Annotated in this window: 16 protein-coding genes; 9 read left to right on the top strand and 7 right to left on the bottom strand. The window is 66.9% G+C overall.

The window, feature by feature from the left end:
• Positions 1-43: 43 nt before the first annotated feature.
• Positions 44-1813: a diguanylate cyclase gene (locus ACFDR9_RS05395; protein ID WP_409030315.1), complete on the bottom strand. Its 1770-nt coding sequence runs from the start codon at positions 1811-1813 to the stop codon at positions 44-46.
• Positions 1814-2114: 301 nt separating this feature from the next.
• On the opposite strand from ACFDR9_RS05395, the gene ACFDR9_RS05390 reads away from it, so the two are divergent.
• The 3 genes from ACFDR9_RS05390 to ACFDR9_RS05380 all read left to right on the top strand — a co-directional run bounded on the left by ACFDR9_RS05390 (position 2115) and on the right by ACFDR9_RS05380 (position 6364).
• The gene (locus tag ACFDR9_RS05390; RefSeq protein ID WP_017877539.1) at positions 2115-2843 is read left to right on the top strand and encodes a hypothetical protein; all 729 of its coding nucleotides are present in this window, start codon (positions 2115-2117) and stop codon (positions 2841-2843) included.
• An 8-nt stretch (positions 2844-2851) separates the two neighbouring features.
• Entirely contained in the window at positions 2852-3373 is a 522-nt protein-coding gene (locus ACFDR9_RS05385) for a hypothetical protein (protein ID WP_409030314.1), read from the top strand.
• Between the two features lie 171 nt (positions 3374-3544).
• On the top strand, positions 3545-6364 hold the full coding sequence (locus ACFDR9_RS05380) for a M16 family metallopeptidase (protein ID WP_409030313.1): 2820 nt from the start codon (positions 3545-3547) through the stop codon (positions 6362-6364).
• 17 nt (positions 6365-6381) lie between these two features.
• Here ACFDR9_RS05380 and ACFDR9_RS05375 read toward each other — a convergent pair whose 3' ends face one another.
• The 4 genes from ACFDR9_RS05375 to ACFDR9_RS05360 all read right to left on the bottom strand — a co-directional run bounded on the left by ACFDR9_RS05375 (position 6382) and on the right by ACFDR9_RS05360 (position 10784).
• Complete coding sequence (locus tag ACFDR9_RS05375) at positions 6382-7218, bottom strand: ABC transporter permease (RefSeq protein WP_017877542.1); 837 nt, start codon at positions 7216-7218, stop codon at positions 6382-6384.
• 7 nt (positions 7219-7225) lie between these two features.
• Positions 7226-8506 (bottom strand): ABC transporter permease, encoded by a 1281-nt coding sequence (locus tag ACFDR9_RS05370; protein ID WP_409030312.1) that lies wholly within the window; start codon positions 8504-8506, stop codon positions 7226-7228.
• An 83-nt stretch (positions 8507-8589) separates the two neighbouring features.
• Positions 8590-9621 carry an ABC transporter substrate-binding protein gene (locus ACFDR9_RS05365; RefSeq protein WP_409030311.1) on the bottom strand — a complete coding sequence of 344 codons (1032 nt, stop codon included), beginning with the start codon at positions 9619-9621 and terminating at the stop codon, positions 8590-8592.
• Positions 9622-9656: 35 nt separating this feature from the next.
• Complete coding sequence (locus ACFDR9_RS05360; protein ID WP_409030310.1) at positions 9657-10784, bottom strand: ABC transporter ATP-binding protein; 1128 nt, start codon at positions 10782-10784, stop codon at positions 9657-9659.
• Between the two features lie 163 nt (positions 10785-10947).
• Here ACFDR9_RS05360 and ACFDR9_RS05355 point away from each other — a divergent pair, with 163 nt between their 5' ends.
• Complete coding sequence (locus ACFDR9_RS05355; protein ID WP_409030309.1) at positions 10948-12471, top strand: PLP-dependent aminotransferase family protein; 1524 nt, start codon at positions 10948-10950, stop codon at positions 12469-12471.
• Positions 12472-12491: 20 nt separating this feature from the next.
• On the opposite strand, the gene ACFDR9_RS05350 is transcribed toward ACFDR9_RS05355, so the two are convergent.
• Positions 12492-13715 carry a benzoate/H(+) symporter BenE family transporter gene (locus tag ACFDR9_RS05350; RefSeq protein WP_409030308.1) on the bottom strand — a complete coding sequence of 408 codons (1224 nt, stop codon included), beginning with the start codon at positions 13713-13715 and terminating at the stop codon, positions 12492-12494.
• Positions 13716-13858: 143 nt separating this feature from the next.
• On the bottom strand, positions 13859-14296 hold the full coding sequence (locus tag ACFDR9_RS05345) for a DUF2809 domain-containing protein (protein WP_157406685.1): 438 nt from the start codon (positions 14294-14296) through the stop codon (positions 13859-13861).
• A 27-nt stretch (positions 14297-14323) separates the two neighbouring features.
• Here ACFDR9_RS05345 and ACFDR9_RS05340 point away from each other — a divergent pair, with 27 nt between their 5' ends.
• The 5 genes from ACFDR9_RS05340 (at position 14324) to ACFDR9_RS05320 (ending at position 17376) form a co-directional block, all read left to right on the top strand.
• The gene (locus ACFDR9_RS05340) at positions 14324-14479 is read left to right on the top strand and encodes a hypothetical protein (protein ID WP_409030307.1); all 156 of its coding nucleotides are present in this window, start codon (positions 14324-14326) and stop codon (positions 14477-14479) included.
• A 29-nt stretch (positions 14480-14508) separates the two neighbouring features.
• On the top strand, positions 14509-14826 hold the full coding sequence (locus ACFDR9_RS05335) for an ArsR/SmtB family transcription factor (RefSeq protein ID WP_409030306.1): 318 nt from the start codon (positions 14509-14511) through the stop codon (positions 14824-14826).
• Complete coding sequence (locus ACFDR9_RS05330) at positions 14823-15845, top strand: cation diffusion facilitator family transporter (protein WP_409030305.1); 1023 nt, start codon at positions 14823-14825, stop codon at positions 15843-15845. The genes ACFDR9_RS05335 and ACFDR9_RS05330 overlap by 4 nt, the downstream gene beginning before the upstream one ends.
• A gap of 7 nt (positions 15846-15852) precedes the next feature.
• Complete coding sequence (tnpC, locus tag ACFDR9_RS05325; RefSeq protein ID WP_409030304.1) at positions 15853-16788, top strand: IS66 family transposase; 936 nt, start codon at positions 15853-15855, stop codon at positions 16786-16788.
• Between the two features lie 174 nt (positions 16789-16962).
• Positions 16963-17376, top strand: a complete 414-nt coding sequence (locus ACFDR9_RS05320) for a VOC family protein (protein WP_409030303.1) — start codon at positions 16963-16965, stop codon at positions 17374-17376.
• Positions 17377-17888: the final 512 nt, after the last annotated feature.

The following is a 17888-nucleotide window of genomic DNA, read 5'->3' as shown; positions in this document are numbered from 1 at the left end:
GGGGCGGTCGGCGCGGCCGCCGCGCCGCGCTCCGCCGGGCCGGCTAGGCCACCTGCACGCGGTCGCGGCCGGCCTGCTTGGCGGCGTACAGCGCGCCGTCGGCGCGCATCAGCAATTCATGCCGGCCGGCGCCGTGGCGCGGGTATTCGGCGATGCCGGCCGAGAAGGTGCAGCCGCGCAGCGCGTGCCCGCCCTGGCGCACCAGTAGTTGCCGGTAGCGCGCCGCGATATCGGCCATCTTGCGCGCGGCGATGGCGCTGTCGGCCTCGCGCATCAGCAGGCAAAACTCCTCGCCGCCGTAGCGGCACAGCAGGTCGCTGGCGCGCAACTGGCCCTCGACCAGGCGGGCGAACTGCACCAGCACCTCGTCGCCGAAGGCGTGGCCGTGGTTGTCGTTGACGCGCTTGAAGAAGTCCAGGTCGACGAGCACGACGCTGACCGGGAAACGGCCGTCCGACTCGTGCAGAATGGCGTTCAGGCAGGTTTCGAAATGGCGCCGGTTGTACAAGCCGGTCAGGTGGTCGCGGATGGCCTGCTCGCGCAGGCTGTCCTGCAGCGAATTGACGTGCATGATCTGCTGCGCCAACTCGCGGTTCAGGTGCTCGAGCTGTTGGTTTTCAAGCTGGCGCGCCGCCTGCAGTTCCAGCGCCTTGTCGCGCTCGCCCTTCAGGGTGCGCATCTCGCCCTCCAGGTGGCGCATCAGCAGGCGCGACTCGCGCGCCGACTTGCTGCTGGCCTCGAACAGCGCTTGGTACTGGCGCAGCAAGCCGAAGGCGGCGCGCCAGTCGCCCAGCCCGGCGTGGAGCGTGGCCAGGCCCTGGTAGATCTGCCGCTCGTAATACGGGTTGCGCGTCAGCTCCAGCATGGCGTAGGCGCGCTGTAGCGCCAGCAGCGCCGCCCCGGGCGCGCCGCGGGCCTGGTCGAGCGTGCCCTGTACCAGCCAGCCGTGCATCTGCTCGTCGAGGTCGCGGCCCTGCAAGGCGCAGGCCTGGCCGCGCCGCAGCAGCTCCTGGGCGGCGTCGAGCCGGCCCACCAGGATCGCCGCGTGGGCGCCGATGCACAGCACGAAGGCGCGCACGCCGACGTCGGCCTCGGCGTCGTCGAAAAACGGCTCGACCAGCGCCAGCGCCTCGCCGGCCTTGCCGCTGGCCAGCAGGCACATCGCCAGGTTGGCCGAGACGATCGCGCGCTGCTGGTGCAACTGCTGGTCGCCGATGATGTCGAGCGCCTCGCCCAGCAGCGGGATGGCGTCCTCGTCGTTGCCCAGGTCGTGCTGCGTCGAGGCCAGGTTCGACAGGCTGTTGACGCGGTGCGCGGCGCTGCCGAAGCGCTCGGCGATGTCGAGCGCCAGCAGGAAACTGCGCGGCCCGCCGCGGCCGTCGCCGCGGCTTTGCGCGTCAATCCCCAGGCGGGTGTGCAGCATGAACTTGTGCAGCGAGTCGGGAATGTGCGAAGCGAGCGCGCGGGCATTGTCGAAATGCCGCGCCGCCAGCGCCAGCTCGCCGCCGCGGCTGGCGTAGGCGCCCAGCACCACCTCCAGCGCCATGCTGCCCTCGAGGTCGCCGCACGCCTCGAAGCGCCGGTGCAGCGCCTGGTACAGCGGCTCGGGCTGGCCGGCCAGGCCGGCGTAATACCTCAGCCACAGCTGGTTGATCTGCGCGCGCGCCGCGCCGCGCTCGTAGCGCAGCGCGGCGGCCGACACCAGCGCCAGCCGGGTCAGGCGCCTGGCCTGCCGCCGGTTGGCGACCAGGCAGGACAGGCCCTGCAGGTTGAGGCGATCGATCTCGGTCTTGTCGTGGCGGGCTTTGGGCACTGCGCGGGTATCCTTCTCGGGCACAAGGGGCGAAAGCGTTCGACCATAAATATTGCATTTCATTAAGTCGACATGATACCCACATTCGACGCCGCGCTGCCGCTTTTTCAGGCAGCGGCGGAAAATATATCCGCCGCCGGCGCGGCCCGTGGCGGCCGGCCCCGGCGCGGCGGTTGCCATCTCGCCGCAAAAGACTTACCCTCGACGCTGGATTGACGCGTCCCGGCGCCGGCGCGGCCGGGCGCGCCGCGGATTGATTGGTAGTTGTTGAATGCTGTTCGACTCATTTTGGAGTATTGCAATGCAAAACACGGTTCATTTCATCCTGCAGGGCAAAGGCGGCATCGGCAAGACGCTGGTGTCGACCATCCTGGCGCAATGGATAGCGGGCAAGGACGAGCGGCCGCTGCGCTGCTACGACACCGACCAGGAGAACGCCACCTTCTCGCGCTACAAGGCGATGGACGTCAAGCACGTGCCGGTGATGACCGATGCCCGCAACATCGACCCGAAGCGCTTCGACGCCTTGATGATCGACATCCTCGAGGAGGACGGCAACTGCGTCATCGACAACGGCGCCAACACCTTCTCGCCGCTGATGGGCTACCTGATCGAAAACGACTGCTTCTCGCTGCTGCAGGAATCCGGCCGCCAGGTCTACATCCACACCATCGTCGGCGGCGGCGACACGCTGCACGACACCGCCACCGGCTTCGTGGCGACGGCCAAGGCCACCACGGTGCCGCTGGTGCTGTGGCAGAACGAGCATTTCGGCCTGCTGCAATCGGCCTCCGGCAAGCTGTTCGTCGAATCGCAGTCCTACAGCGAGCACGCGGGCCGGCTCAAGGGCAGCGTCACGCTCAGCCAGCGCAACGCCGACACCTTCGGCGCCGACATCAAAAAGATGAACACGGCGCGCCTGACGATGCAGGAGGTGCTGCAAAACGACAAATTCAACATCATGGAGAAGCAGCGCATCAAGGTCGTCTACCGCGACATTTTCGAGCAGCTCGATAAAGTGCAGTGGTAGAGGGCGCGATGGACCGGCAAAAACTGCGCGCGCTGGTGTTCGAGAAGACCGGCATCAAGGTCGACTGCGACGACCCGATCTTCGCGCTGGTGGCGCTGAACGAGGCGGTGCTGGCCGACACGGTCGAGCGCCAGGTGGCGCTGCTCGACGCCGCGGCGCAGGAGCTGGCGCGGCAGGCGCGCGGCGCCGCCGGCGCGCCCGCCGCGCCGCTGGCGCCGGCTGGCGATGCGCCGCCCCTGGCGGTGGCAAGCCCGGCGGCGGCCAGCCAGGCCGCCGCGCCGTTCGCGCCGCGCGACTGGCGCCTGCTGGGCGGCGCCGCCGCCGTCGCCGCGTTCAGCGCCCTGCTGGTGCTGGCCGGCCAAGCCTGGCTGGCCAAGCCGCCGGTGATACCGGCGCCGGCGGTCACGGCGCTGGCGTTGACGCCGCAGCAAAGCGCCGCCATCGAGCAGGGCGACAAATTGGCGCGCGCGGTGCAAAAGCTCGACCCGAAAAGCCGCGCCCTGGTCCAGGCCGAAATGCAAAAACCGTAGCACGCGACTGTTTATGTATTGGCGGTGTATTGGCGGCGATCCCCGGACAGCGCCACGCTCGCGCCGCCCCCCCGCCTTCGCCCGATTATTTGCTAGCATTGCCATTCCCGCCGCCCTTCCCTACTCGCCGGGCGACACCGCATATTCAACCTTTGATAACGGATCGCACGCATGAAGCCTTGCACATTGTTGGCCGTACCCGCCCTGCTCCTTTCCCTCTACGGCGGCGTGGCGCCGGTTCCGGCCTTCGCCGCCGACGCCGCCGCAATGACGCCGGTGCCGCGCATCGCCTTTGAAAAATACACGCTGCCGAACGGCCTGGAAGTGATCCTGGTCGAGGACCATAAACTGCCCGTCACCGCCGTCAACCTGTGGTACCACGTCGGCCCGGCCAACGAGGAGCCGGGCCTGACCGGCTTCGCCCACTTGTTCGAGCACATGATGTTCGCCGGCACCAAGCACATGCCGCGCGGCCTGGCCGACCAGTTGCTCGAGGGCGCAGGCGCCACCGACTCGAACGGCAGCACCGATTTCGACCGCACCAACTACTACGACACGGCGCCGTCGAACCAACTCGAACTGGCGCTGTGGACGCATTCGGACCGCATGGGCTACCTGCTCGACGTGCTCGACCAGACCGCGCTGAGCAACCAGCAGGACGTGGTGCGCAACGAGCGCCGCCAGAGCGTGGAAAACCGCCCCTACGGTATTGTCGAGGAAGGCTTGTACCACCTGCTGTTTCCCAAGGGGCACCCGTACTACGCGTCGGTGATCGGCTCGCACGCCGACATCCAGGCCGCCAAACTGGCCGACATCCGGCAATTTTTCACGCGCTACTACGGTCCCAACAACGCCAGCCTGGTGATCGCCGGCGACATCGACAAGGCCAAGACCAAGGCCATGGTGGCCAAGTACTTCGGCAGCTTCAAGCGCGGCCCGGCGCTGCCGAAGCTGGACGTGGCGACGCCGCCGATCCGCGCCGAGCGGCGCGCCGTCGTCGCCGACCGGGTCGAACTGCCGCGCGTGATGATGGGCTGGCTGACGCCGCCGGCCTACCAAGCCGGCGACGCCGAACTGAGCCTGGCGGCGCACATTCTCGGCGGCGGCAAGGCGAGCCGGCTGTATAAGACGCTGGTGTACGACAAGCAGATCGCCCAGGACGTCGGCGCGGCGCAAAGTTCGAACGCGCTGACGTCGATGTTTATCGTCGACGTCACCGCCCGCCCCGGCCACGACGCCGCCGAAATCGAGGCCGCCATCGACGCCGAGCTGCAGGCGTTGCGCGCCGACGGCCCGACCCAGAAGGAGCTGGAGCGGGCCCGCAACACGCTCGAGACGGCCATGTTGAGCCAGATCGAAAAGGTCGGCGGCGCCGGCCTGGCCAACCAGCTCAACCACTATAACCAGTACCTCGGCGACCCCGGCTACCTGGGCCGGGACATCGAGCGGCTGCGCCGCGTCGGCGTGGCCGACATCCGGCGCGTGCTGGCGGCCCAACTGCAAAATACCGCGCGCGCCGTGGTGCACGGCGTGCCCGGCACGCCGGACCTGGGGCCGGAGGTGGCGACGCCGGCGCCGGCGACGGCCAAGGCCAAGGCGGGCCAGACCGGCCCGGTCAACCGCGACGAGCCGTGGCGCATGCGCGCGCCGAAAGCCGGCCCGCAGCCGAGCATCGCGCTGCCGCAGGGCGCCGCGTTCACGCTGCCGAACGGCCTGACGGTGCTGCACAACTTCAACCCGGCGCTGCCGATGGTGTCGGCGCAACTGGTGCTGAAGACCGGTTCGGAAGCCAATCCGCTGGCGCGCCCGGGCCTGTCGAGCTTTACCGCGCAACTGCTGGAGGAAGGCACGACGACGCGCAGCGCGCCGCAGATCGCCGACGACATCGCCCAGCTCGGCGCCTTCCTCGACACCAGCTCGACGGCCGACGCCTCGGTGGCGCAGGTGTTCGCGCTGAAGGCCCATTTCGCCCCGGCGCTGGACCTGCTGGCCGACATCGTGCAGCGCCCGGCCTTCCCGGACCCCGAAGTCGAGCGCCAGCGCGCCAGCCGCCTCGGCGCCCTGGCGCAGGAACGCGAAAACGCCGCCGCGGTGGCGGCCCGCGTCGAGGCCGCCGCGCTGTACGGCGCCGGCCACCCGTACGGCTACGGCCAGCTCGGCACCGAGGCCGCGCTGAAGGCCACCAGCCGCGCCGAACTGCAGCAATTCTGGCGCCAGCACTACCTGCCCAACAACGCCGCGCTGGTGGTCTCGGGCGACATCACGCGCGCCGAGCTGGAGGCGCTGGCGCAGGCCAAGTTCGGCGCCTGGCGGCGCGGCGACGTGGCGCCGGCCACGGCCGGCACGGTCGACACCAGCAAGGCGCGGGTGATCCTGGTCGACAAGGCCGGCGCGCCGCAAACGGCACTGCGCCTGAGCTTGATCGGCGCGGACCGCAAGACGCCCGACTTCGCGCCGCTGCAAGTGCTCAACGCGGCCCTGGGCGGGCTGTTCACCAGCCGCCTGAACACCAAGCTGCGCGAGGAAAAGGGCTACACCTACGGCGTGCGTTCGCAGTTCCAGTACCGCCGCGCGCCGGGTCCGTTCTCGATCGCCGCCAGCGTGCGCACCGACGCCACCGGCCCGGCCGTGGCGGAGATGTTCAAGGAGGTGCGCGACATGATCGCCCGGCCGATGAAGCCGAAGGAGCTGGGCAACGCGCGCAATTCGCAGGTGCTGTCGCTGCCCGGCCAGTTCGAGACCAACCAGGGCATCGCCGCCAGCATGGCCAACACCTACGTCTACGACCTCGGCCTGGACTACTACGCCAAACTGCCGCGGCGCTTCGCCGGCGTCACCGGCGCCCAGGTGCAGGCGGCGGCGCGCAAATACCTGCGGCCGGAGAAGCTGATCGTCATCGGCGTCGGCGACAAGGCCACGGTCGAGCCGCAGCTGGACAAGCTGAAGCTGGCGCCGGTCGAGTACCGCGACGCCGACGGCAACGTGCGCTGAAAGTCCACCCGGCGCCTTTACATCCTGGCGGCGGCCTTGTTGCGCCCGCGCAGCCATTCCAGCGCCAGCAGCAGGCAGGTCGAGAAGATGATCAAAATCGTCGCCAGCGCGGCGATGGTCGGGCTGATGTTTTCGCGGATGCCGGTAAACATCTGCCGCGGCAGCGTCGCCTGGCCCGGGCCGGCGAGGAACAGCGTGATCACCACTTCGTCGAACGAGGTGGCGAAGGCGAACAGCGCGCCCGAGATCAGCCCCGGCGCGATCACCGGCAGCGTGACGCGGAAAAACGTCATCAACGGCGAGGCGCCCATGCTCAGGCTGGCGCGCACCAGGTTGTGGTTGAAGCCCTGCAGCGTCGCCGAGACGGTGGTGACGACGAACGGCGCGCCCAGCGCCGCGTGCGCCAGCACCAGCCCGGTGTAGCTGTCGGACAGGCCGATCTTGGCGAACAGCAGGTACACGCCGACACCCACCACCACCACCGGCACCACCATCGGCGAGATCAGCACCGCCATCAGCAAGCCCTTGCCGGGGAAGTCGGCCTTGTTCAGGCCGACCGCCGCCAGCGTCCCCAGCACGGTGGCGATCAGGGTCGCCAGCGGCGCGACGATGAAGCTGTTGCGGGCCGCGCGCATCCACTCCTCCGACCGCAGCAGGTTGTCGTACCAGCGCAGCGACAGGCCGGGGATCGGGTACGACAGGAAGCTGCTGTCGGAGAACGACAGCGGGATGATCACCAGGATCGGCAGCATCAGGAACAGCAGCACCAGCGCGTTGAAGCCGCGCAGCGCGAAGAACCAGGCCCGCTCGGGCAGCGAGGTATAGGGCGGAAACAGCGGCAAAGATATCTTCATGGCGTCCTCACATACTCACATCGATTTTGGCGAAGCGCCGGTACACGCCGTACAGCACCAGCGTGGCGGCGAACAGCAGCGCGCCCAGCGCGCAGGCCATGCCCCAGTTGATCGTCACGTTGGTGAAATAGGCGACGTAGTAGCTGACCATCTGCTCGTTCGGCCCGCCCAGCAGCGCCGGCGTGATGTAGTAGCCCAGCGCCAGGATGAACACCAGCAGCGCGCCGGCGCCGACGCCCGGGTAGGTTTGCGGCACGTAGACGCGCCAAAACGCGGCGAACGGGTGGCTGCCCAGCGAGACGGCGGCCCGCACGTAGGTCGGCGGGATCGACTTCATCACGCTGTACAGCGGCAGGATCATGAACGGCAGCAGGATGTGCGTCATCGAGACGTACACGCCGAAGCGGTTGAACAGCAGCTCCAGCGGCGCCTGCGTCAGGCCCAGCGCCAGCAGCGCCTTGTTGACCAGGCCCTCCGATTGCAGCAGCACGATCCAGGCCGCCACGCGCACCAGGATCGAGGTCCAGAACGGGATCAGCACCAGGATCATGAACAGGTTGGCGCGCCGCTCCGGCATGCCCGAGAGCCAGTACGCCAACGGATAGCCGAGCGCCAGCGCGCACAGCGTCACCACCAGGCTGATCCAAAAGGTGCGGCCGAAGATCTGCTGGTACACCGACTGCTCCGGGTCGGCCCGGTAGACGTGGCCGAAGGCGTCCTGCTTCAGGTCGACCGCCGCCAGCAGGTAGTAGGGCGAATAGTAGGAACTGTTCTTGGCGATGGTTTGCCAGTACTCCGGCTTGCCCCACTGCTCGTCGATGTCGAGCAGCGCCGGCTTGATCCGCGGCGGCGCCAGCGGCTGGCCGGCGGCGTCCAGCAAGGGCAGCGCGCGCATGGTTTTCATGACCACCGAGCGCGCGCCCGGCAAGTCGGAGTTGATGCGCCGCGCCAGCGCGCCGGTGCTGTTGTTGGCCTTCGCGGCGGCCAGGTCGTCGACCAGCGCGGCGTAGGCGGCGTCGCCCGGCAGGCCGGTGCGGTCCCAGCCCGACAGCGCCTGCACGGTTTTCGGCAGGGTCGCGGCGACCTCGGGGTTTTCCACCGCGCGCATCAACAGCGCGGCGATCGGCACGACGAAGGTGAGCATCAGGAAGATCGCCAGCGGCGCGATCAGCGCCAGCGCGGCGATGCGCTTGCGGGTTTGCGCCTTGCGCAGGTCGCGCTTCAATTGCGCCGGCGAGGTCTCGGCCGGCGCTGGGTGGATCGGGGCGGCGGTGGCCATGGAAGTCATAGTGGTGGGCGCTATCGGTCAGATGAAACGGCGGGCGGCGCGGGAGCGGATGATCACTGCGCCCGCGCCGCCGAGGGTAGAGCTTACTTCGAGGCCCAGGCGGTGAAGCGCTGCTCCAGGTCTTCGCCGTGGTCGGTCCAGAACTTCAGGTTGTTCTGCACCGCGTCCTTGGCGTTGTTGGCCGAGGTCGGCAGGCTGGCCAGGGTTTTCGCGTCCAGCAGCTTGAGCGCGGTGACGTTGGCCGGGCCGTAGGCGATCTTGGTCGAGTAGGTTTTCTGCGCCTCGGCCGAGCTGGCGAAGGCGATGAACTTCTCGGCCGCCTCCTTGTTCGGCGTGCCCTTCGGGATGGTCCAGTAGTCGAGGTCGTAGATGCTGCCGGCCCAGCTCACTTGCAGGTTCTTGCCCTCGCGCTGGGCCGAGTCGATGCGCCCGCTAAAGGCGGTCGACATGACGACGTCGCCGGCCACCAGGAACTGCGGCGGCTGCGCGCCGGCTTCCCACCACTGGATGTTCGGGCGCAGCTCTTCGAGTTTTTTGAAGGCGCGCTCGACGCCGGCCTTGGTGGCCAGCACCTTGTAGACTTCCTTGGTCGGCACGCCGTCGGCCATCAGCGCGAATTCCAGGTTGTAGCGGGCGCCCTTGCGCATGCCGCGCTTGCCCGGGTACTTGGCGGTGTTCCAGAAGTCGGACCAGTTTTTCGGCGCCGCCTTCAGCTTGTCGGCGTTGTAGGCCAGCACGGTCGACCAGACGAACACGCCGACGCCGCACTCGTGGATCGCCGCGGGCATGAAGTCGGCCTTCTTGCCGATCTTGGCGAAGTCGATTTTTTCCACCAGCCCCTCCTCGCAGACGCGGCCGATGTCGCCGGACTCCACCTCGAGCACGTCCCAGCTGGTTTTCTTGCTTTCGACCATGGCCTTGAGCTTGGCCATTTCGCCGTTGTATTCCACCATCACCACCTTGTTCGCGCCGCTTTTCTGGAACGGCTCGATGAACGCCGCCTTCTGCGCCGCGCCGTTGGCGCCGCCGAAATTGACGACCGTGATCTCGGCCGCGTGGGACAGGCCGGCGGCCAGGGCCGCGCTCAGCAAAACAGGGGTAAACAATAATTTCATTTCAATTCCTCTTGTCTTAACGGTGGAAACTACGGTCAGATAAACACGCGCAAATGGGCCGGATCGATGTCCAGCCGCACTGGCGATCCTGCGGACAGGCCCGGCAGGGCCGGGTCTTTCAAGTTCAGCTTGATGAAGCAGTCGTCTTGCCGCGGCAGCGCGCAGCGCACCCGCACATGGTCGCCGAAATAAATCAGGCTGCTGACCGTCACCGGCAGCGCGTTGGCCGACTCGGCGCCGGGCGCAAGCAGGCGGATGCGCTCGGGCCGGATGCAGGCCACGGCGGCGTCGCCGACCTTCAGCGCGTTGGCGTTGACGCCGCGCAGCAGCGTGCCGTCGCCCAGGCGCAATTGGCAGGCGTCGCCGTCGCGCGCCTCGACGCTGCCGGTGAAGCGGTTGTTGTCGCCGATGAAGCCGGCCACGAACTGGTTTTCCGGCCGCTCGTACAAGGTCTCGACGGCCGCCAGTTGTTGGATCACGCCGTGCTCGAACACGGCGACCCGGTCCGACATCGTCAGCGCCTCGCTCTGGTCGTGGGTGACGTAGACGAAGGTCACGCCCAGGCGCTGGTGCAGGTCCTTCAACTCGATTTGCATACGCTCGCGCAACTGCTTGTCGAGCGCGCCCAGCGGCTCGTCCATCAGCACCAGCTTGGGGTCGAACACCAGCGCCCGCGCCAGCGCGATGCGCTGCTGCTGGCCGCCGGAAAGCTGGGCCGGATAGCGGTCGGCGAATTTTCCCATCTGCACCATGTCGAGGGCGCGCTTGACCTTCTCGGCGCGCGCGCCGGCGTCGACCTTGCGCACCTGCAACGGATAGGCGATGTTCTGGCCCACCGTCATGTGCGGGAACAGCGCGTAGTTCTGGAACACCATGCCGATGTCGCGCTTGTGTGGCGGCACCTTGTTGAGCAGTTTGCCGTCCAGGCGGATGTCGCCGCCGGTCGGGAACTCGAAGCCGGCCAGCATCATCAGGCAGGTGGTCTTGCCCGAGCCGGACGGCCCCAGCAGGGTGAGGAATTCGCCGCGCTCGATGTTCAGGTCGAGGTGTTTGACGACCAGGTTTTCGCCGTCGTAGGTTTTTTTCACGCCGCGGAACTCGACCAGGTGGTCGCGCGCGCCGTTGCCGCCGCTGGTGCTGCTACTGGTACTTAAAGGTTCCAACTCATGTCTCCCGCGTCCGTCGTTGTTGTAATTGCGTCTGCTCGATCGCACCGCCAGTCACTGCGCGCGCTGTAAATCTTTGTTTGTGCGACATGACAAGCCATACTAAGGCGGCAATGGCACTACAATACAGAGCCACTTTAATTTTTCTTATGGAGCCACTTTGCGGATCGCCTCGCTATCGGATTTTCTGTTGCAGCGCATCGACCGCACGCTCGACGCCGGCGGCCAGCGCCAGCCGGTAAACCGGCAGATTTACCAGGTGCTGCGCGAGGCGGTCTGGTCGCACGCGCTGCCGGTCGGCCTGCAACTGCCGTCGTCGCGCTACCTGGCGCTGGAGCTGGGCGTGTCGCGCAATACCGTCACCTACGCCTATGAACAACTGATCTCCGAAGGCTACCTGGAGACCCGCGCCGGCTCCGGCACCTTCGTCGCCGACACCGTGCCGGACCGCATCGCCGGGGCCGCCAACGCCGCGCCCGCGGTGCCGCCCAGCCGCGACGAGGTCGGGCTGTCGCAGCGCGGCGCCCGTCTGGTGGGCCAGGCCGGCGTCAACAACGTGCAGTGGGGCGCGTTCATGCCGGGCATACCGGATGTGACGTTATTTCCCAACAAAATCTGGAGCCGCCTGCAAAACAAGCACTGGCGCCGCTCGCGCGCCGAGCTGCTGACCTACGCCGACGCCGGCGGCTACCTGCCGCTGCGCGAGGCCATCGCCAACTACCTGCGGGTGGCGCGCTCGGTCAACTGCAGCGCCGGCCAAGTGCTCATCACCACCGGCATCCACCAGTCGATGGACCTGGCGGCGCGCCTGCTGGGCGACCACGGCGAACGCGCCTGGGTCGAAGACCCGTGCTACTGGGGCACGCGCAGCGTGCTGCAATCGATCGGCATCGAGACGGTGCCGATCCCGGTCGACGGCGAGGGCATGCAAATGCGTCCCGCCGACCTGCTGCAGCCGCCGCGCTTCATCATCGTCACGCCGTCGCACCAGTACCCGCTGGGCACGGTGATGAGCCTGTCGCGCCGGCGCACCCTGCTCGACTACGCGGCGACGCAACGGGCCTGGATTATCGAGGACGACTACGACAGCGAATTCCGCTACGCCAGCCGGCCGCTGCCGTCCTTGCAGGGCATGGACGCGCAGGAGCGGGTGTTATATATGGGGACGTTCAGCAAGACCATGTTTCCGGGGCTGCGCGTCGGCTACCTGGTGGTGCCGAAGGCGCTGGCGCCGGTGTTCGGCACCGGGCTGTCGGAGCTGTACCGCGGCGGCCAGACGTTCAACCAGGCGATCCTGGCCGACTTCATGGTGGAGGGGCATTTCGCCTCGCACATCCGGCGCATGCGCATGCTGTACGCCGAGCGCCTGCACCTGCTGCGCGACGCCATCGCGCAGCACTTCGGCGGCAGCGTCGCCACCACCGGCGGCGAGGCCGGCCTGCACCTGGCGCTGTGCCTGCCGCAAGACTGCGACGACCTGGCGATTTGCCAGGAGGCGGCGCGCCAGGGGCTGACGGTGCGGCCGCTGTCGCGCTACTACATGGACGCGCGCAGCGCGCGGCGCGGCCTGATGCTCGGCTACGCGGCCGTGCCCAGCGAGCAGATCGGGCCGGCCTTCGCCAGGCTCGCCGCCATCATCCGCGCCTACTGGCCGGCCGGCGCCGCGCCGTTGCCAACATCCTAGCGTCGGTCGGGTCATCCGACCTACGGACTGGGCTTAACTTTCAGCGCCGCCGGCTCGCAACCGCCTGCGCGGCGGGCGCCGCCGCCCCAGCGCTGATGCAAAATCACATACGCCAGCGCGCCGATGACCAGGCTCCAAAACGCCGCGCCCAGCCCCAGCAAACTCATCCCCGACGCCGCCACCAGAAAGGTGATGACGCTGGCGTCGCGGTGCCCTTCGTTGCTGACCAGTCCCACCAGGCCGGTGGTGATCGAGCCGACCAGCGCCAGCCCGGCCAGCGTCACCACCAGCTCCTTCGGCAGCGCCGCCATCAGCTGCCCCAGCGTGCCGCCGAACACGGCGATCAGCAAATAGAACACGCCGGCGGCGATGCCGGCGACGTAGCGCTTGGCCGGGTCTGGGTTCGCTTCGACGCCGGTACAAATCGAGGCGGCGATCACCGACGGGTTGATGGCGTGCGCGCCGAACGGCGCCAACAGCAGCGAGACGAAGGCGGTCAGCGCGACGATCGGCTTGGCCGGCGGCTGGTAGCCGGACGCCTGCAACACCGCCAGGCCGGGCACGTGCTGCCCGCTCAAGGTGACCAGCGTCAGCGGCAGGGCGACGCTGAACACCGCGTGCCACGACCACGCGGGCGCGATCAGCACCGGCGTCGCGTAGGTCAGCGCGACGCCGCCCAGATGGGTGTCGCCGCCCGCCAGCACGAAGCAGGTGCCGACCAGCATCGCGGCGGCGGTGGCGTAGCGCGGCGCCAGGCGCCTGCCCAGCAAGAAGGCCAGCAGCACGCACAGCACCAGCGCCGGACGGCCCGGTATCGCGACGAAGGCTTGCGCGCCGAAATTGAACAGCACCCCCGCCAGCATCGCCGCGATGATGCCTTTCGGTACATGCTCAAGCAAGACCTTGAACGCGCCCGACAGGCCCAGCGCCAGTACCAGCAAGGCCGACACGATGTAGGCGCCGACGGCCTGGTGGATGCCGACCACCGGCAGCGACACCACCAGCAGCGCCGCGCCCGGCGTCGACCAGGCCGCCAGCACCGGCATCTTCAGCCGGTAGCTGAGCAGCAGGCCGGCGACGCCGCTGCCCAGCGAGATGGCCCAGATCCAGGACGAGGTCATGGCCTCCGACAAGCCCGCCAGCCTGGCGGCCTGGAACACGATGGCCACCGGCCCGGCGAAGCTGATGAACACGGCAAGCAAACCGGCGACGACGGCGGACAGGGAAAAGTCTTTGATATGCATTGTGAAGGCTTCCGCAACTGGAGAGGCGCGGCGGGCGCGGAATGCGCTGGCCGTGCGAATCCCAGCATACCGGCGCCGCGCCAGCCATGACAGATGCAGCAATTCGACATTGTGACCGCCACAGTTGCCGGTAGGCGCAACTGTTATGGTCGAAAAAGACGCCTGCTGTTCCGCCGCGGCAGCATGTCGAGCAGCGCGCCGGCACCCGCGCCGACGGCGTAGGCGATCAAGTCGGTCCAGCCGAAATGCGAACCGAGCACCAGGTGCCCCAACGTATGCGAGCGCAACTCGACGATCCACGGCGCCTGGTACAACTGGCTGAACTCGACGGCGTAGCACAGCAGCAGCGCGGCCGCGCCCAGGGTGGCGCTGGCGGCGCGCGGCCACAGCAGGCCCAGGCCGACGAAGATCATCAACGCCCACAGCGCGTCGCCCGGATATTTTCCCAGCGCGGCCGGGAAGAGTGGGTAGGCGCGCGACGCCAGGCCGACGCCGACCACCGCGACTAGGCCGGCGAACTGCAACCAACGCCGGCGCGGCGCGCGGTACTGGGCGTCCAAATAGTGCAGAGAGTACGACATGTTTTCCTTTTTACGGTGGCGGGTGTCATGAAGTTATGCGGCTTCGGCGTTGCATTCATTCAAACCAAGGCCTGGCCGCGCCTGTTTGCCTTGGGTTTATTTTCAGCATTGCCGGCCCGCCAACTTAACGGCAAGGGGGACGGAACGGATTTTGCGCTTGCCCTTTCCAATAAACAAGCCTAACATGTGAACATCTCTTCACATGTTATTCCATGACCACCTTCAACGAATCCGATACCGCGGTCGCGCAACTGGCCGACCTGTTCCACTTGCTGGGCGACCCGACCCGCTTGCGCATCGTGCTGTGCTGCCTGGAGACGCCGACCGCCGTCAGCGACATCGCCGCCGCGCTACAACTGAGCAGCTCGCTGGTCAGCCACCACCTGCGCCTGCTGCGCGCGGCGCGCATCGTCAAATCCGAGCGCCAGGGCAAGCAAGTATTTTATTCCGCCGCCGATGCCCACATCAGCGGCGTACTCACCGATATGCTCGAACATATCGCCGAACCGGCAACAGGGAGCGACGCATGAGCGAACAGCACGAACATGGCCAATGCGGCCACGACCACGGCCACGCCGGCAAACACGGGCACGACCACGCCGCGCCGCCCGAACACAAGCACGGCCACGGCCACGCGCACGGCCACGGCCACGGCCACCACCACCATGGCGATCCAACGAGCCACGGCCGCGCCTTCGCCATCGCCATCGCCCTGAATTCGATATTCGTGGTGGTCGAGTTCGTCTACGGCTTCATCGCCAACTCGACCGCGCTGATGGCCGACGCCGGCCACAACCTGTCCGACGTGCTCGGCTTGGCGTTGGCGTGGGGCGCGGCGATCCTGTCGCAGCGCAAGCCGAGCAGCCGTTACACCTACGGCCTGCGCAGCTCGTCGATGCTGGCGGCGCTGTTCAACGCCATGTTGCTGATGCTGGCCTGCGGCGCGATCGCCTGGGAGGCGGTGCAACAATTGCTGAACCCGAGTCCGGTGCACGGCGCCACCGTGTCGGTGGTGGCGGCGATCGGCATCGCCGTCAACGGCGTCTCGGCCTGGTTGTTCATGGCCGGCAGCAAGGACGACATGAACATCCGCGGCGCCTACCTGCACTTGGCGGCCGACGCGGCCATCTCGCTGGGCGTACTGCTAGCGGGCGTGGCCGTGATCTTCACCGGCTGGACCTGGCTCGACCCGGCCGCCAGCATCGTCATCGTGGTGCTGATCATGCTGGGTACCTGGTCGCTGCTGCGCGACGCGCTGCGCCTGATGATGGCGGCGGTGCCCGACAACGTCGACGCCCCCAAGGTCGAGCTGTTCCTGCGCGCCAGCGCCGGCGTCAGCGAGGTGCACGACTTGCATATCTGGGCCGTGAGCACCACCGAGACGGCGCTGACCGCGCACCTGGTGATGCCGGCCGGCTACCCCGGCGACGGCGCCATCGACGCCATCGCCGAGCAGCTCAAGAGCCGCTTCGCGATCGGCCACAGCACGCTGCAGGTCGAACTGGGCACCACCGCGCACGCCTGCAGCCTGCACGGCAAGCCGGCCTGACGCTGAGGTGTCGCACGCGGCATTCCATTTATGCCCGGCCGCGCATGTCGATGGCCACAAAGGTACGACGCTGAAGCGGGTTGCCGAACCAACCGAGACGGTCGATCACCCCTTGCCGCCACATTGCATGCGCTGCCACAGCGCACTGCCGATGGATCAGGCACAAGTGGCCGAGCGGCGCCAAATTATTGACGTGCCGAACAGCGTATTTGACGTCATCGAATACCGCACGCCGGCCGTGACGTGCCGCTGCGGCCAGGCCCATGTAAGCAGCTTCCGCTCCGACGTGACCGACATGGTGCAGTACGGGCCGAACGTGCGTGCCCTCGCCATGCACCTGATTCACGGCCAAATGCTGCCATACGCGCGCGCTGCCGAGTTGATCGCCGATGTGTACGGCCTCGCGGTCTCGCCGGCCACTTTGTTGGCGTGGGTGGCCGAAGCGAGCGCGGCCCTGCAAACGACGGCGGACTGCATTGCCGATCAGTTGCGCGCCGCGCCGGTGCTCAATGCCGACGAGTCCGGTCTGCGTGTGGCCGGCAAACTGCACTGCTTACACATCGCCGCCAGTGTCACGCTGACCTGGTATGGCGTGCATGCCAAGCGGGGCTTGGAAGCGATCGAGGCGCATGGCATCTTACCCAAGCGCCTCGGCGTGCTGGTGCATGATTGCTGGGCACCGTATTGGCGGCTCGACGGTTCCATTCACGCCCTGTGCAATGCCCACTTGTTGCGCGAACGGGTCTACGTGAAAGAAATCACCGGACAGCAATGGCCCGATTCGATGACGCAATTGCTACTCGGCGCCAACCGGGTTTGCACAGCGGCCCGGCGACAACAACGCACGCTCAACTCTGACGATGTCGCCGCCTTCCGCACTGTCTATGACGCCTTGGGATGTACCTTAACGGCACGGGCGCACGGCCTGCCGGAACAGCTATGAGCAATGCGACGTGCCGGCGGATGGTGGGAGTCGAACAGGACAGTGCCGGGCCAGCTATGTCTACCGCAGGGCTTGAGGTATATACAGTGTTAATGTCTTGCCATTAATACTGTATGCATGTACAGTTAATAGGCGTCAATCGCACACAACAATCTACCTCAGGAGTAACTCACCATGCTTGACCACATGACTTTCCGCGTGACCGATATTAGTCGTGCTAAAGCGTTTTACAGCGCGGCACTTGCGCCATTGGGCTACAGCGTATGCTTCGAAGGCAACTACGGCGTGAACATGTTGGGGTTTGCTTACCCTGACTCCTCTGAGCCTGACGGCAAAAAAGCCGACGTATGGTTCATCGATGGCCCATCACCATACGGGGGCCCATCAGCGACTACCGGCTGCCACCTAGCATGGCGGGCAGAAGCTCGTGCGCAAGTGGATGCTTTTTACCTCGCAGCGATCACCGCCGGAGGAAAAGACAATGGTGCCCCTGGCCTCCGCCCAGACTATCACCCTAACTACTATGGAGCCTTTGTCATTGATTTAGAAGGCAACAACATTGAAGCAGTGTGCCACCAACCAGGATGAGTAGCGCTCAGTGATTACGCGTGAACGGCTGGGTATTTAGACTGCCGAAAACGTCGAGGGAAGTGCAGACATGGACCTTCATTTGCAAATAGCGCGAGCACGTTGTCATTGAATGCAAGCAAGCGCCGTCGATTGCAAGCTCATTTGCAGATAGCGTGAGCATGGAGGTCCCGTCATTTTCAGTTAATTCGAGCCGAAAACCGCATCTAATGCGAGCACGTTTGTTTTCAAACGCACCAAGCCAGGCTGCTGTACCACGGCTTGCGACGCGCCGAGCTGTACGCGCTGCATCTAGTCGACCTGCAGGAGCGGCGCGGCATTCGCCATTTGCGTGTGCTGGGCATGGGGAGCAAAGTCCGCTACGTGCCACTGCACCCAGCCGCCGCCGGCGCGATCGCCGAGCCGCTGCCGACGCCAGTCGGGTTACGCCCGTTGGGCTAACCCGACCTTCTATGATGAATTCCAAGTCAACTGGTTTTTCGCAAATTTATCCTATCCCTTGTTTCGGTATC

Source organism: Janthinobacterium sp. CG_23.3, from assembly GCF_046115965.1.
In the GTDB taxonomy this organism is placed as follows: domain Bacteria; phylum Pseudomonadota; class Gammaproteobacteria; order Burkholderiales; family Burkholderiaceae_D; genus Janthinobacterium.
The sequence above is the reverse complement of the archived record's forward strand: the minus strand, read 5'-3'. Positions and strand labels throughout refer to the sequence as shown.